This is a genomic window from Enhygromyxa salina, assembly GCF_002994615.1.
GTDB lineage: Bacteria > Myxococcota_A > Polyangia > Nannocystales > Nannocystaceae > Plesiocystis > Plesiocystis salina_A.
Window position 1 is genome coordinate 1 of sequence record NZ_PVNK01000089.1, and the last position, 14,786, is coordinate 14,786.

General features: G+C 70.0%; 8 protein-coding genes. 3 read left to right on the plus strand and 5 right to left on the minus strand.

Going from position 1 to position 14,786, the window contains the following annotated elements:
- Positions 1-326: 326 nt before the first annotated feature.
- Both ENSA5_RS08320 and ENSA5_RS08325 read right to left on the minus strand, forming a co-directional pair.
- Complete coding sequence (locus ENSA5_RS08320; protein WP_181197517.1) at positions 327-2,837, minus strand: DUF5916 domain-containing protein; 2,511 nt, start codon at positions 2,835-2,837, stop codon at positions 327-329.
- Positions 2,838-2,936: 99 nt separating this feature from the next.
- Positions 2,937-3,800, minus strand: coding sequence for a hypothetical protein (locus tag ENSA5_RS08325; RefSeq protein ID WP_106391099.1), 864 nt, complete (start codon positions 3,798-3,800; stop codon positions 2,937-2,939).
- Between the two features lie 159 nt (positions 3,801-3,959).
- Here ENSA5_RS08325 and ENSA5_RS08330 point away from each other — a divergent pair, with 159 nt between their 5' ends.
- Together ENSA5_RS08330 and ENSA5_RS08335 are read left to right on the plus strand one after the other, a co-directional pair.
- Positions 3,960-6,998 (plus strand): serine/threonine-protein kinase, encoded by a 3,039-nt coding sequence (locus ENSA5_RS08330; protein ID WP_106391100.1) that lies wholly within the window; start codon positions 3,960-3,962, stop codon positions 6,996-6,998.
- Positions 6,999-7,040: 42 nt separating this feature from the next.
- Positions 7,041-7,376 (plus strand): hypothetical protein, encoded by a 336-nt coding sequence (locus tag ENSA5_RS08335; RefSeq protein ID WP_146155468.1) that lies wholly within the window; start codon positions 7,041-7,043, stop codon positions 7,374-7,376.
- Positions 7,377-7,382: 6 nt separating this feature from the next.
- Here the strand turns inward: ENSA5_RS08335 and ENSA5_RS08340 are convergent, their stop codons facing one another.
- The 3 genes from ENSA5_RS08340 to ENSA5_RS08350 form a co-directional block, all read right to left on the minus strand.
- Positions 7,383-8,042, minus strand: coding sequence for an RNA polymerase sigma factor (locus ENSA5_RS08340; RefSeq protein WP_106391102.1), 660 nt, complete (start codon positions 8,040-8,042; stop codon positions 7,383-7,385).
- A gap of 43 nt (positions 8,043-8,085) precedes the next feature.
- Positions 8,086-9,951, minus strand: coding sequence for a hybrid sensor histidine kinase/response regulator (locus ENSA5_RS08345; protein ID WP_106391103.1), 1,866 nt, complete (start codon positions 9,949-9,951; stop codon positions 8,086-8,088).
- A gap of 270 nt (positions 9,952-10,221) precedes the next feature.
- A complete protein-coding gene (locus tag ENSA5_RS08350) occupies positions 10,222-12,549 on the minus strand; it encodes a DUF2339 domain-containing protein (protein WP_146155469.1) in 2,328 nt (775 codons plus the stop codon).
- 179 nt (positions 12,550-12,728) lie between these two features.
- Here ENSA5_RS08350 and ENSA5_RS08355 point away from each other — a divergent pair, with 179 nt between their 5' ends.
- Positions 12,729-14,648: a phospho-sugar mutase gene (locus ENSA5_RS08355; protein ID WP_106391105.1), complete on the plus strand. Its 1,920-nt coding sequence runs from the start codon at positions 12,729-12,731 to the stop codon at positions 14,646-14,648.
- The last annotated feature ends 138 nt before the right edge of the window (positions 14,649-14,786 follow it).

Sequence of the window (14,786 nt, forward strand, 5' to 3'; positions counted from 1 at the left end):
TCGTGGGAGGGCCTCAACACCTTCCGGACCAACGCGCAGATCGAAGGCGGCGGCCTGTGCATGCCCCCGCCGGCCGGGTAGGCCTGAATCAAGCGCTGCGCGCTCGACTCAGGCCTAGCAGCCCGGGGTGCAATGCCTCGCGCCGCCTCGCTTGGCCTTTTCGCCGATGGCTTTGTCGCCAAAACTTGCAGTACGCCCGGTACAACGGCGTTTTGGCTTCGCGCCCTCGGCGAACATTCCGGCGCGAGGCGACACGATGCATTGCACCCCGGGCTGCTAGCAGCCCGGGCTGCTAGCCCTTGAAGCTCAATCACGGGGCCAATCCTCTACAGGCCAAACAGGTAGGCGAGCTTGATGAACATGACGTCTTCGTGGCGGGCGCCCGAGGCGACGAGGTTGGTGAACGCGCGGACCGAGCGGTACTCGCTCACGCCCTCGCCCTCGCCCTCGCCCTCGGGCAGGGCGGTGCGGTGGGTGTAGGCCACGAACAAGAAGCTGCCCGGGAGGTACTCCCAGCGCAGGATCGAGTTGGAGGTCAGGCTGGTCAGGCCCCGGTCGACGGTCCCAAACCATGGATCCGCGGCGATCGGGACGAGCAGGTCGGGGGCCCGGAGCTCGAGGAACTCGTCGTGGTGCGCGGTCGTGTACAGCAGCTGGTTGTAGCTGGTGACCGAGAGCGTGGGCGTGATCGCCAGGGTCAAGCGGAGGTCGACGTTGGTCGTGAGGATGTCGGCGCGGGCGAAGATCGGGACCTCGTCGGCCTCGCGCTCGGCGACCCAGCGCGGGCGCCCGAAGCTGCCGCTCCACTGGCCGGCGAAGCTAATCTGGAGCCGATCGACGGGGCGAAAGCCGAGGTCGAGGAACAGGTCGGGGCCGGGCTTGCCGGCTTGCTCGCCGTAGTTCGCCGCGACGCTGGCGGTCACTCGCTTGTTGCGCGGGGTCGAGACCCGTGCGCCGGTCCACCAGTGGAGCGGGACCTCGTAGGGGATGTTGCCGCGGGTCTCGAACAGGTCGAGCTGCGGCAGGTGACCGCCAAAGAAGGTCTGAAGCTGCCACAGCCCGAGGGTCTCGAGCGTCCAGTTCGTCATCATGTATTTTTCGGTGATCTGACCGGCGAAGCTCGACGCGAGGCTGAGGTCGACGCTCGCCGTCAGCGAGCGGACCTTGCCGATCGGCTGGGCGTTGAACACCCCGACGCCGGTCGAGCCCTTGGCGTAGTTGTTGCGGGTCATGAAGCCGAGGTCGCTGAAGTTGGCGTGGGGGGTCAGGAACTCGCCCGACAGGCTCCAGTTGGTTCGGCGACCGGAGCGGGCCAAGCTGGTGCTGCCGCCCATGCCCGACTTCTCGCCGTCGTGGGTCGCGATGACCTGCGCGCCGTGGACCCAGCGCTTGCGGAAGTTGATGTTGTAGTCGAAGCCGCCGGTCGTGGCCTCGGGGTCGTCGCCGAGGCGCGCCGCGTTGGTCACGATCCCGCCGACCCAGGTCTGGGGGTCGAAGTGGCGGCGCAGGCGGACGACTGACCAGCCCGAGAAGGGATCGACGGGCACGCGCTGCTCGAGGCCGTCGGAGAAGCGCTGGCGGCCCCAGGTCGGCCCGGTCGCGGCCGTGAGCACTCCGAGCACCCAGCCCGGGGCGATCTGGCCGGTCATCCGCAGCGAGCCGAGCACCCGGCTGAGCGGATCGAGCCCGACGAGCTCGCCCTGCTCCTGTTCACCGTAGACCGTGCGCTCGGTCGTGCGCGCGCGTTGGGGGCTCGGCGCCGCGCCGACGCGGCGCGAGTAGAACAGCGGGAAGCGGGTCTCGAAGATCTCCTTGGACTCGAGGAAGAAGCGGCGCTTTTCGGGGAAGAACACCTCGAAGGGGCTGAGGTTCAAGACCGCGGCGTCGACCTCGGCCTGGCCGAAGTCGGGGTTGACCGCGAGGTCGAGGGTCAGATCTCCGGTGATGCCGTACTTGAGGTCGAAGCCGGCGTTGGGCAGGGCGCGCCACGACTGGTCGAGGCTGTCGGGCGGGCGCTGGAGCATGAAGCGGCCCGAGGCGTAGGGCTGAAGCTCGAGGTTGAGCCCGGCGTCGATGTCCTCGATCCCGTACCAGTCGATCGCCTCGGACACCCGCGCGGGCACGCCCTGGGGCGCGAAGCTGAGTCGGTTCGACTCCTGGCGATCGTTGATGACCCGGGTGAAGTTGAGCCCGATCGTGTGCGAGCGGGCGTGCTCGAAGCGCAGCGTCGCCCACGGCACGAAGATCTCTGCCGTCCAGCCGGTCTCGGTCACGAGCGCGGCGGACCGCCACACGCCGTCCCACAGCAGCTCCTGCGAGGTGTCGCGGAACAGCTGGCCGTCGAAGATCGCGCCCGAGGGCGAGACCCCGAACACGTAGCCGTTGGTGTCGTCGCCGTTGGAGTCGATCTCGACCTGGACGTAGTCCGAGGGCACGATCTGATCGCGCTGGAAGAAGGGCGCGATCACCTTGCCGTGGGGCTCGTCGCACTCGAACGCGAAGTAGAGGCCGTCGGACCCATAGGCGGCGCGGATCCTCGTGGTGTGGGTCGCGGCGGCGCCGAACGCTGGCGAGCTCTGGACGAGCTCGGGCAGCACGGGGATCTCTCGCCACTGGGCCTCGTCGAGCTTGCCGTCGACGCGGATCGCCGCCCCGTCGATGCGCGTGGCCTGGAGTCGGAGCTCGCGGCGGTCGTGATCGGGGGCCCGAGCCTCGCCGGCCAACGCGGCGCTCGGTGCCACGAACCACCCGAGCAGCCACACCAACCATCGGACCAATCGGCCGGTCTGTCGCGCTCGGCGCTCGCGGTCGCCAGCTTTGAAGGAGCCGGCGGGCACGGTTCGTGGGCGTCCTCGCACGGGCGTCCGAAGGTAACGCGTCGCGGGCCGACCGACGATCCGTGCGTGGGCCGCTGCGGCGCTCGAGCGGCCCGGAGCTCAGGGCCTGGGCTGCCGGTTGCCGCGCAGGGCCACGAGGGTGCCGCAGCCCCCGTTGTCCTCGATCCGCGCCTGCGAGCTGCGGCGCACGTCGAGGCCGCGCGCGCGCATCCGCTCGAACACCGCCTCGTAGCGCGCGTCGCCGATCTGGCGCTGGTCCGAGGTCGGGACCGGGTTGTAGCGGTAGAGGTGGATCTTGAGACCCAGGGGCGCGGCGCGATCCAAGAACGCGTCGATCTCGGCGTCGTCGTCGTTGAGATCGGCGAGCAGGAGGTAGGCGAGGGCGAGCTTGCGTCGGCGTGAACCCGAGAGCGCAGGCACGCGCTCGCCGAGGAGCTCGAACAGGGGCTCGAGGGCGGGACCGCGGGGGACCGTGCGTGCGCGGGTCGGCTCGCGTCCGGCGTGGATCGAGAAGCTGATGCCGTTGTGGGGTGGGGCTCCCGGGCTCAGCCAGGCCCGGAGCCGCCGCAGCGGCCCACCCGAGGTCGTGATGCTGGCCGGGGTGCCCCGCTCCCGGCACCAGCTGATGAAGTCCGGGACCGTCGGGTTGTGGAGGGGCTCGCCGACCCCCGACACGGTCACGCGGCGGACACCCGCTGTCGCTCCGCTGCTCAGGGCCGCGTCGATCGCCGCGACCTGTCCGGTCAGCTCGCCCAGCTCGAGGTTGCGCGAGAGCCCGTTGGCGCCCGAGGCACAAAAGGGACAGCCGACCGCGCAGCCGACTTGCGACGACACACACAGCGAGTCGCCGCGGTAGAGCACGCTCTCGACCGCCGCACCGTCGTGGAGGCGGACCACGTAGCGACGGTTGATCGCGCTGCGATGCTCCTCCACGATCTCGGGCTGCTCGATCGTCGCGTGCACCACGGGCTGCTAGCACAAAGGGGAAGTGCGCGTGGCGCGGCGAGCCGCCGACGAGTCACGAGCAAGTTCTTGGCCCTCCTGAACAATGTTCCGAACGGCCCGCCAACTGCGCTATCTTTCGTGACGGATCCACCCTGCAGCAGACACTAACGTAGCGACGTGGACGGGACGATGCATAGCGGGGCGGGCCCCGAGAAGCAGTCTGAGGCAGCCAAGCTTCGGCTGTTCGGAGACGACGCGAGCGATCACCTCCGCAAGCAGGTGATCAAGGCGCGCTTCTTGCGGGGTCTGCGGCAGCCTACCAGGGGGCTCGAGACCAAAGAGCAGCGCGAGGGCGCGACCGAGCCCGGCACCGACGTACTCTCGGTCCAGCCCATGCGCATCGATCGCTTCACGGTCTTGCGCAAGCTCGGCGAGGGCGGCATGGGCGTCGTCTACGCGGCCTACGACGAGCAGCTCGATCGCAAGGTCGCCCTCAAGCTCCTGCGCCGCGAGCTGGTCGAGGACGAGCGCGGCCGGGCTCGGATGCAGCGCGAGGCCCAGGCGCTGGCGCGCCTGTCCCATCCCAACGTCGTGCAGATCCACCAGATCGGCCAGTGGGGCGAGCACGACTACGTTGCGATGGAGTTCGTCGACGGCCAGACGCTGCGGTGCTGGCTCGAAGCCAAGGATCGCAGCTGGCGCGAGATCCTGGACGTGATGATCCAGGCGGGTCGCGGGCTCGCGGCGGCCCACGCCGCCGGGCTCGTCCACCGCGACTTCAAGCCCGCGAACCTGCTCGTCGGTGCCGACGGCCGGCCGCGGGTGCTCGACTTTGGCCTCGCGCGCGCCGCCGACGAGCCCGGTGTCTCCCGCGTGCCCGAGCTGCTCGAGACGGGTGAACAGCGGGTCGAGACCAGGTCGGAGCCAACAAAAGTCAGCCTCGGTGTGAGCCTCGAGACCTTGCGCGGCGACATCAGCGGGACCACGAGCAGCGCGTTCGACCAGCTGCTCACGGTCACGGGCGCGGTCCTCGGGACCCCGGCCTACATGGCCCCGGAGCAGCACCTCGGCAAGCGAGCGACGGAGCGCAGCGATCAGTTCAGCTTCTGTCTGGTGCTCTACGAGGCGCTGTTTGACGAGCGCCCGTACAAGGCGACGAGCCGCAACGAGTACGCGGTCCAGGTGATGGAGGGGGAGCTGGCGCCGCCGCCGTCGAATTCGGGCGTGCCGGGGTGGCTGCGCCAGGTGGTCGGCCGCGGGCTCGCGACCAGGCCCGAGGATCGCTGGCCCTCGATGGACGCCCTGCTCGCCGAGCTCGAGCGCGATCGAGCCCGGGCCTGGAAGCGGGGCGCGGTCGCGGCCGGGTTGGTCGCAACGATCGGGGTCGCGCTCGCAATCGGGAGCAGCGAAGAGCCTGTCGAGGTCTGCCAGCTCGACCGCAGCAGCGTCGCGGACAGCTGGGGCGAGGACGATCGTAGCCAGCTGCGGGCCTCGTTCGAGGCGACCGGCCTCGAGGTCGGTCTGATCCTCGACCAGACCGAGCGAGCCCTCGACACCTACGCCGACGAGCTCGTCGAGGCGCGCCGCGGCGCGTGTGAGCAACGCTGGGTCGAGCAGGTCCAGACCGACGCGCAGCTCGAGCTGCGCATGGCCTGCCTCGAGCAGCGCGAGGGCGAGCTGCGGGCGGTCGTCGGTGTGCTCCGCGACGCCGACCGAGAGGTCGTGCGCCACGCGTCGGAGCTCCTCGGTGGGCTCGGGGCCGTGGGCATGTGCGCGCGCGTGGATCGGCTCGAGCGCAACACGCCCGTGCCCAAGGACGAGCGCACGGCGACGGCGATCGCCGCGGCCCGCGAAGACATCGCTAGGGCCCACGCGGCGCGCGTGTCGGGGCAGCTCGAGCGGAGCCAAGGCCTCGCCGCCACCCTTCGCCGACGGGCCAGTCAGCTCGACTACGAGCCCTTGCTCGGCGAGGTCGCCTACCTCGAGGGAAGGAACCTCACTGACGCGCAGGCCTACGGTGCGGCTCGAGATGCGCTCGTAGAGGCCGCCGGAGTCGCGGTACGCAACAATGACCCGGAGCTCAGTACCGCGGTGTGGTTGCAGCTCGCCACCCTGGTCGCGATCTCGGGTGAAGACACGGACCCGGGCACGAGCGCCGAGTTCGTGATGGCTGAGGCTGGCGTGACGCTGCTCGATGACCGACCGGCCGATCGCTTCAGGCTCCACGCCGCGCGGGGTCTCGCGTTCGAGGCCGGGGGCAAAGCCGAGGTCGCGCTGGCCGAGTTCGACGAAGCCGTGCGTCTCGCCGACGCCGGGTTCCCTGCTAGCGAGCACCAGCTCGTCTGGGCGCTGCGTTCGCGCGCGTCGGCGGCCGCTTCGCTCGGCCGCTACGAACAAGCTCGTCGCGACTTATCGCGGGCGCTGAGCTCCAGCGCGCTCGGAATCGACGGCCCGGAGGTCGTGGATGTGACCTTCGATCTCGCTGTCACCGAGCTCGAGCATGGCGACTACGATGACGCCGCGCGGCACCTTCAGGACGCGCTCGCGGGCTACGAACGCCACTATGGCCCGCGCTACGTCACGATCGCACACGGTCGCCTGGCGCTGGCGCACATTGCCCTCGAGCGCGGGCGAGTGGGCGAGGCCGAGGCGTTGATCGAGCAGGCCCTCGACATCCTCGACGAGTCCCACGAGGACCACGCGTGGGCCCTCGACGCGGCTGCTGAATTGCAGATGAGCCATGGGTCGTTCACGGCGGCGGTCGAGCTGCTCGAACGCGCGGTCGAGCACGTGCAGCGGGTCGCTCCCGGCGCGGAGAGCGATTTGGGCTATCGCCACGGTCGACTCGGTACCGCATTGGCCCGATCGAGTCGCTACGATGAGGCGCTCGCCGAGCTCGATCGGGCCCTCGCGCTGCTCAACCCGGCGACCCTGGTCACGGTCGAGCCGCTGCTCGAGCGGGGGCGGGTTCGCCTGACGTTGGACCAGCCGCTGCTTGCGTTGGCTTCGCTCGAGCAGGCTGTGGCGTTGACTCCCGCCGACTGCGGCGATCCCGAGCTCGCAGCCAAAGCACGAATCGAGCTCGCGCGGACACTGTGGGAGATTGGTCATCACGATCGCCAGGTCGAGCTGGCCGCTGAGGCCGTGCAACTCCTCGAAGACATCCCAGAGGCCGGTTCGGACCTCGCCCTGGCTCGGAAACTAATGACCCATTGACGCGGACACCAAACCACGACATCGAAACCGGAGCGGCCAACGATGACCTATAACTTCACGGACGATCCTTCACCCACCCTGAACACCGTGTTAGAGCCCACGACGGGTGCTGTCGTGCTCGCGGACGGTGCGATTCAGGGCAACCTGATCACCGATCAATTCTCGGGCGGCGACGTCTCGGTCTCGATCGTACCGCCGAGCGGTTGGTCGCTCGACGATGTGCAATGGACGACCGGCGGCACGGGGACCTTCGCGGTCCCCCCAGTTGGCGAAGAGCACAACCACGGCTTCACCTATACGGTCTCACACAACGGCTCGAGCCAGAGCAGCGCCGGCAGCTTCAAGATCAAGAAGGTCAGGAAGCCCCCCACCGCGTAGTTGGGCTCATTCACCCACCCGGCGTGCCGAGTCGTCCTGCGACTCACCGCTGGCGTGGATCGATCGGACCCACTGCTCGAGGTCCTCGAGCGTGCTCTCGAGCTCCTCGGGGTTGCGCGCGAGGGCCTTCATCTTCTTCTCCAGCAGCTGCTTGCCCTTGCGGATCCGGCTGCGGACCGTGTTCTCGGGCAGCTGCACGATCTCGGCGATCGCCGATCCCGGCAGCTCTTCCCAGTAGTAGAGCTCGAGCACGACCTGGTAGTCGAGGGGGATCTGGCGCAGCGACTCGAGCAAGAGCTGCTGCTCCCGTCGGGCCCGAAACAGCGTGCTCGGTCCGGGGGCGAGGTCGCAGGCGCTGATCTCGGTGAACTCGAGCCGTTCGGACTCCCGCCTGCGCGCGCGAAAATACGACCGGAGGATGTTGTTGGCGATCGCGAACAGATAGGTCCGGAAGCTCGCGTCGCGTCGAAAGCGGTCGCGGCTCTCGAGGCACGCGGTCAGGGTCTGCTGGACCAGGTCGTCGTTTCCATTGACGACCTTGTTGCGGAAGAAGCGATCGATGGCGTCGAAGTGGCGCTCGAACAGCTCCTCGGCCGCCGCCCGGTCCCCGTCGGTCCACGCGTCGAACAGCTCGAGGTCCGTCATCTGCGCGTAAGCTGGCGCCACCAAGGCGAAGCTATCACGGAGGCCCGGTCGTCACGACGTGCTGTCACGACTGCGAGTTGGCGGACGCCCGTGGTGTCGGTGGGGGCGGTGGCTCACTTTGAGCCGCTTGTGCGCTCACAGCGAGCTCACTGACGAGCTGGACCAGATCGCGTGGCGCCCAGGGCTTTTGCAAGACCGCGTCGATGCCCAGGGCCTGGAGTCGCCGGGAGCCATCGTCCTCGGCGTAGCCGCTCGAGATGATCGCGGGGATGTCGGGCCGGCGTCGACGCATCTCGGCGAGCAGCTCGAGCCCGTCGAGGCCGGGCATCGTGCGATCGAGGATCACGAGGTCGATGTTGGGCTCGTGGGCCTCGAACACCGCGAGCCCGTCGTCGCCGTCGGAGGCGAGGAGCACGCGGTGGCCGGCGCCCTCGAGGACCTCGCCCGCGAGCTCCCGGACCATCTGCTCGTCGTCGACGATCAGGACATGGCCCGGGCCGCGCCTTGTCCGTGGCGTCACGCTGCGCTTGGGGCCGGGCAGCTGCGCCAAGTTGGTGGTCGTTGGCACTCGGACGCGCGGGCGCGGGGCGTCGTCTTGTTCGGCGCTGGCGAGGGTCTCGGGGTCGGGGCAGCGCAACGACACCCGGACCCGGGTTCCTCGACCGACGGTGCTCTCGACCTCGATGTCGCCGCCGTGGCTGTCGACGATGCCGTGGACCGCCGCGAGCCCGAGCCCGTGACCGTTGGGCTTGGTCGTGTAGAAGGGATCGAAGATGGTCGCGATCTGCTCAGGCGGGATGCCGCAGCCCTCGTCGCGGACCTCGAGCATCACGAAGTCTTCGGGGCTCGCGGGCCGGTCGAGCTCGACGCCCGAGTGGTCGATCGCGGCGACCCGAACCCACACACGTCCGCGCTGACCCTCGAGCGACTCGGACGCGTTCATGATCAGGTTCATGGCGACCTGCTGGATCTGGACGGGGTCGCCGGCGAGCTGCGGGGTCGGGCGGTCGAGGTCGAGGATCAGCTCGGTGTTCTTGCCGAGGGCCGGGCCGAGCAGCTCGACGATCTCGCCCACGAGCTGCGGCAGGTCGATGATCCCGGTGTGGGTCCGGGCCCGCCCGGCGTAGGCGAGCATCTGCTCGACGAGCATCGCGGCGCGCTGAGAGCTGTCGACGATCGCCCGGACCCGCCGCTTGGCCGGGCTGTCGGGGAGCTCGGCCTCGAGCATGCTCGCGTGGCCAAGGATCGCCGCGAGGATGTTGTTGAAGTCGTGGGCGATGCCGCCGGCGAGCTTGCCCACCGTCTGAAGCTTCTGGCTGTGGCGAGCCTGAGCCTCGAGCTCGTCGCGCTCGCGCTGTGATCGCTCGGCCGCGCGCTCCCAGAACATGCCGAGGGTGCTGATCGTGACCAGCGCAGCGAGCAGGTTGATCCAGCGAAAGGGGTCGCCCTCCGGGTGGGCGAGGCTCGGATCGTAGCCCGGCCACGGCAGCGACTCGAGCGCCCAGAAGCCCGAGATGCACAGGGCCGAGAGGATCGAGAACACCACGCTCCAGCGAGCGCCGAGGAAGAAGCTCGCGGTCGCCGGGATCGCCAGAAACCACACCATCAGGATCGAGGTCAGGCCCTGCTGCATGTAGACGACGAAGGAGGTCGCAACCAGAGCTGCGAACAGGGTCCACGCGCCAGCGAGGGTGGGCGACTTGGTCCAGCGAAGGATGAGGGGCCCGAGCACGAACATCGTGCACACGCTCAGGCCCAGCGCGGGGTCGATGGGCGTCGGCTGGCCGTCGATGAGCTGCGCGAGCGCGGGCGCGACGGTCACCACAATGAGCACCGGGCAGGCGAGGACCAGCGCCATCGCCCGGGTCGTGGCGGTCGGGCCGAGGGCGCGGACCTCGTCGGTCACGAACCACTGCGTCCAGCTGAGCATCCGCTGGCGGAGCCCGGGACGCGGGCTCCGTCTGTCATTGGCTACCCGGGTCACGAGCCTCCGGTATGCCTACACGGGTCACCCGAGCGCAACCCCGAATGAGCTCGCTCGCAGCTCGCTCGCCATGGGGCGCGTGTATTGTGACCACGGGGGCGCGGAGCGTGCCTTGGTCGGCACCTGACTCGATGGTCGCCTCGCACGGCCGCTGGCTGGCCGGTCGCTCGGTCGCTCGGTCCCTCTGATGGGCAGGGTGCCTGCGGGGGGCGGAAACTAATGAAGCAGGCGGCGGCCCGGCATGCCGAAGTCGTCCTCGTCTTCGTCGTCGCCGTAGTCGTCGCTACCGTTGGCAGCGGCGGCCAGGTTGTGATCGCGGCGCCGGAGCAGCGCGGTGAAGATCAAGGCGAGCCCGGCGGCCCAGCACAGGATCATGAAGCCCAGCCAGTAGGGCGAGACCTCGACGTTGAGCAGCAGCGGCGAGGCAGCGGCGTTGTTGAGGGCGACGTGCTCGACCTCGAGCCCGTAGGTCCCGACGACCGACGCGAGCTGCATGACCACGGCGGCGCCGCCGAGGAAGGCGACGCGGAGCTTGCCCTCGCGCCGCCGCGAGGCCCACAGCAAGGTGGCGACCCCGGTCTCGGCGGCCAGCAAGAGCTGGGTGAGCGTGGCCCACATGACCTCGGACTCCTCGGTTGCGAGGCCGGCCTCACCCATGATCAGGTGGTAGGTCAGGCCGACCATCAAGCCGGTGACGGCGATGAAGCCCTGGAAGCGGAGGAACGCGCGGCGTGCCTCGATGTGATCGGCGACAGCCCGGGCCCGGGCAGGGCGGCGGAGGCTGGCGACGAGCAGCCAGGCGAGGACCGGGAGCAAGAAGGCGCTCGACAAAAAGGTGAGCAGGTTGAGCGCGTCGAAGTCCTGGGCCTGGTGGTGGTTGCTGATGTCGAGCAGCGTCAAGGCCGAGCAGCCGATGCTGGCCAGGGCCAAGACCACGCCGTCGAAGGGGCGGAACAGCGGGGCCCAACCCTGCTCGACGCGGCGACGCCACGAGCCGAGGCAGACCAGACCGAGGAGCGCCTGGGCGGCGATCGAGTAGGCCAACATCGTCAGCGTGAGCTCGCTGCCGAGGTAGAGGCCGACCTGGTTGATCCCGCTGACGTCGGCGATGTTGGCCATCAGGGGCGGCAGCGGCCCGAGCAGGAGCCCGGTCGCGGCGACGTCGAACGCGGCGAGGCCGGCACCGAGGAGGCCGGGGATCAGGAGCCCGACGCCGAGCAGGCCGCCGACGACCATCGCGTTGACGCGCTGACCGAGAGCGTCACCGAGGCCGATCGCCGTGAGGTGGGTGGCCGCGGTGAGCACGATCAGGAGCCCGAGCGGGAGCATGATCGCGCTGAAGCCCACGGTCATGGTGAGCAAGACGACGCCGCCGAGCAGCAGCGAGCCGCCGAGCGCCGCGGCGAACACGTTGGGGCCGATGACCATGGCCATGGCCAGGTCGCCGGCGCTCATGCCGGTCATGCGCAGGACCGGGAGCGTCCCGGCCTCGCGCTCGCGGGCGGTCGCCGTTGCCGTGACGATCGGGCCGACGACGACAAACATGAAGCACGCGATCGCGAAGAACAGGGTCCCGGCGAGGCGGTAGCGGGTCGAGTTGGAGATCGGCGAGCGGTAGCGGATCGTGGGCTTGTTCAGCTGAGCCCAGTTCGGGGACTCCCAGCCGCTGGACCACAGCTCGGCCTCGGGGTTGAGGGCTTCGGTGAACTCGGTCGCGTAGCCGTTGGCCAGCTTGAAGGCCGAGCGGTTGAGGTCGCGGGCGACCCCGCCGTTGAGCCAGGCGCTGGTCGTGGTCGTCAGCGCGTGGCGATCGGGGTGGAGCCGGAGCTCGACCAGGGTCGCGTGGCGGTCGAGGGTCGCCGACGCGGGCTCGGGCTCGGGCTCGCGCGAGCGCTGGCGGTCGACGGTGGCCCGGTGCTCGAGCAGCTGGGCCTGGGCCACCTCGATCGCGCTGACCAGGAGGGCGCGGGTCTGCTCGGGCGTGGTGTCGCGGAGCGGATCGTAGGTCGCGGCCTCCTGGAGATCGCGCAGGGAGTAGCCGTCGGCGTAGAGGGTGTTCCAGCGCAAGGGCGCGAGCTCGGGCAGGCGCAGGAGCTCGGCGAGGCGGACATCGCCCCCGGCCGGGAGCCCGTTGCCGAAGTCGAACTCCTGGCGATCGAGCACTCGCTTGGCCTCGTCGAGGTTGGCCAGGGCGGCGTCGATCCGAAGGTCGAGCTCGGTGAGGATCGCCGAGCGGATGCGGACATCGCGGTCCCAGTCCTTTTCGACCCGGGCCTGTGCGCGATCGTCGTAGGCGCAGGCCGACATGTTCGAGGCGCCCCCGCTGGGCGAGCAGACCTCGTGGGCCCGCTCGAGGCCGAGCTCGACGCGCACGCTCTGGGCGCCCGCGGAGTCGAGGTGCGTGAACGCCGAGATCCCAAACCAGGAGAGGCCGGCGATCACCAGCGCCGCGATCGACGCAGAGATCAGCCGGCCTTTGAGGTCTCGACGCACGAAGGGTCGAAGTCGTTGCCAGACAGTTCGCTCGCGCTTGGTTTCGTTCACAGTTGCCCTCTTCCTGGTGCGGCCGGTGCCGGCGGCGCGCGGTCCGACAATGGACCGTCCTAAGTGTTCCACATTTCGTGAGCTCACGCCGGCCGAACACGTTGACGTGTCAGACGGAGAATTGCTTCGGCGACTCGTTTGCGCTGCGCGAACGTACTGGTCACAGGTAAGATTTCACCGTGCCTACCGACGCTCCCGCCTCGTCCCTGATCGACGCGCTCGACCGCCTCCCGCTGCCGGAGCCCACCCGCGAGGCGATCGCGGCGTGGCTCGGCGATCCGACCTACATCGACACGCGGGCCGAGCTCGAGCACACGGTCGCGCGGGCCCTCGGCGTCGCGGGCGCGGGCGGCGAAGAAGTTTCCGACACCGAAGATCAAAAGATCGCCCTGGCCGAGCTCGAGGACGCCTTCGTCGGGCCGCTCCCGATCGGAACGGGCGGCCGGCGTGGCCCGTGCGGACCTGGGCCCAACCGCGTCAACGCGGCGGTGATGCGTGAGACCGCCCGCGGCCTGGCCGCGGCGATGCGCGAGTCCGACGAGACGCCGAAGGTCGCGGTCGTGTACGACACCCGGACCACGAGTCGCACATTTGCGTTAGTTGTCGCCGCGGCGCTCACGGCCGAGCAGATCGCGGTCACGCTGATCGACGGCCCGCGCCCGACCCCGCAGCTGTCCTTTCTCGTCCGCCGCCTCGGCTGCGGGGCGGGGATCGTGATCTCGGCCAGTCACAACCCGCCGACCGACAACGGCATCAAGATCTACGGCCCGGACGGCGCGCAGGTGCTCGGCGAGCTCGATCGACGGCTGATGGAGGGCATCGTGGCCGCCGGAAAGGATCCCGGCTCGCTGCCCCCGATCAACCTCGAGGCCGCGACCGCGGGCGAGGTCCCGGCCGCCGTCGAGCGCATCGACCCCAACGCCGAGCCCGAGCGCGCAGACGCGCCCTACCACGAGTATGTGTTGGCCCAGGGGGTGTCGCCCGGATCGCTGGCCGACTCGGGGCTGCGCGTCGCGTTCACGCCCCTGCATGGCGTCGGAGACAGCTCGGTGATCCCCGTGCTGCGCGAGCGCGGGCTCGAGCCGATCGTCGTCGAGGCCCAGCTCCCCGACGAGGGCCGGTTCGAGACGGTCAAGAGCGCGAACCCGGAGTCGGTGGCGGCGTTCGCGGTCGGGCTCGAGCTCGCGCGCTCCGAGGCGGTCGACCTGCTGCTCGCGACCGATCCCGACGCCGATCGCCTCGGGGCGATGGTCCGCGACGCGAGCGGCGAGTACCGCTTCATCGACGGCAACCGGCTCGGGGTCTTGATGCTCGACCATGTCCTGCGCGGGCTGACGGCGCTCGGCTCGGAGGAGCTGCGCCAGGGCTGGGTGCTCACGACTGTGGTCAGCTCGCCCCTGATCGCCAAGCTCGCGCGCGCGCGCTCGGTCGAGGTCGTGGATGATCTGCTCGTCGGCTTCAAGCACCACGCGGGAGCCCAGGCCGACGCCGAGCGACGCGGTGAAGATCGGAGCATGGTGTTCGCCTGCGAGGAGAGCCACGGCTACCTGCGCGGCAACGAGATCCGCGACAAGGACGGGGCGATCGCGGCGCTGCTGCTGTGCGAGTGCGCGGCGGTGGCCAAGCGCGAGGGCAAGGATCTGTTCGCGCGCCTCGATGACATCTGGCGCGACCACGGCTATCACCGCGAGCAGACCGGCAATTTGTACGCGCAGGGATCTTCGGGGCGGCGGGCGATCGCGGCGGTCATGGACCGCCTTCGGAGCGCGCCTCCGACGAGCTTCGGCGGCCTCGAGGTGGTCGCGGCCGACGATCTCCTCACGCCGCGGGGCACGGGCTGGCGGACCCGCGATCTGAACGGCAACGTGTTGGTCTACGAGCTCAGCGGCGAGGGGCGCGGCTGTCGCCTCGTGTTTCGTCCGAGCGGGACCGAGCCCAAGATCAAGGTCTACGCCCTCGCTCACGGTCGGGCCGGGCTCGACGACGCGGGCGAGGCCGCGAGCGAGCGCGAGGCCGTCGACGCCCTCGTCGCCCGGGTCCTCGCCGACGCCGAGCGCTTCGCAAGCGGGGTCATGGCGGCCCTCCTCGACCCTCAATGAGCGAGGCCTCCGAGTCCGGCCGGCGACCGTGGGTGCTCCTGGGCGGCGTCCTGGTCGTGATGCTGGCGATCGTCACCGCGTGGTGGGTCCGCGATGACGGGGGCGATCGAGCAGGGGCGGGGCCCGGCTCGATCGCCC

Bases quoted from the DNA above. Each gene is read 5' to 3' on its own strand.
- ENSA5_RS08345 (WP_106391103.1), bottom strand. From the start codon at position 9,951: ATGCTCAGCTGGACGCAGTGGTTCGTGACCGACGAGGTCCGCGCCCTC.
- ENSA5_RS08335 (WP_146155468.1), top strand. From the start codon at position 7,041: ATGACCTATAACTTCACGGACGATCCTTCACCCACCCTGAACACCGTG.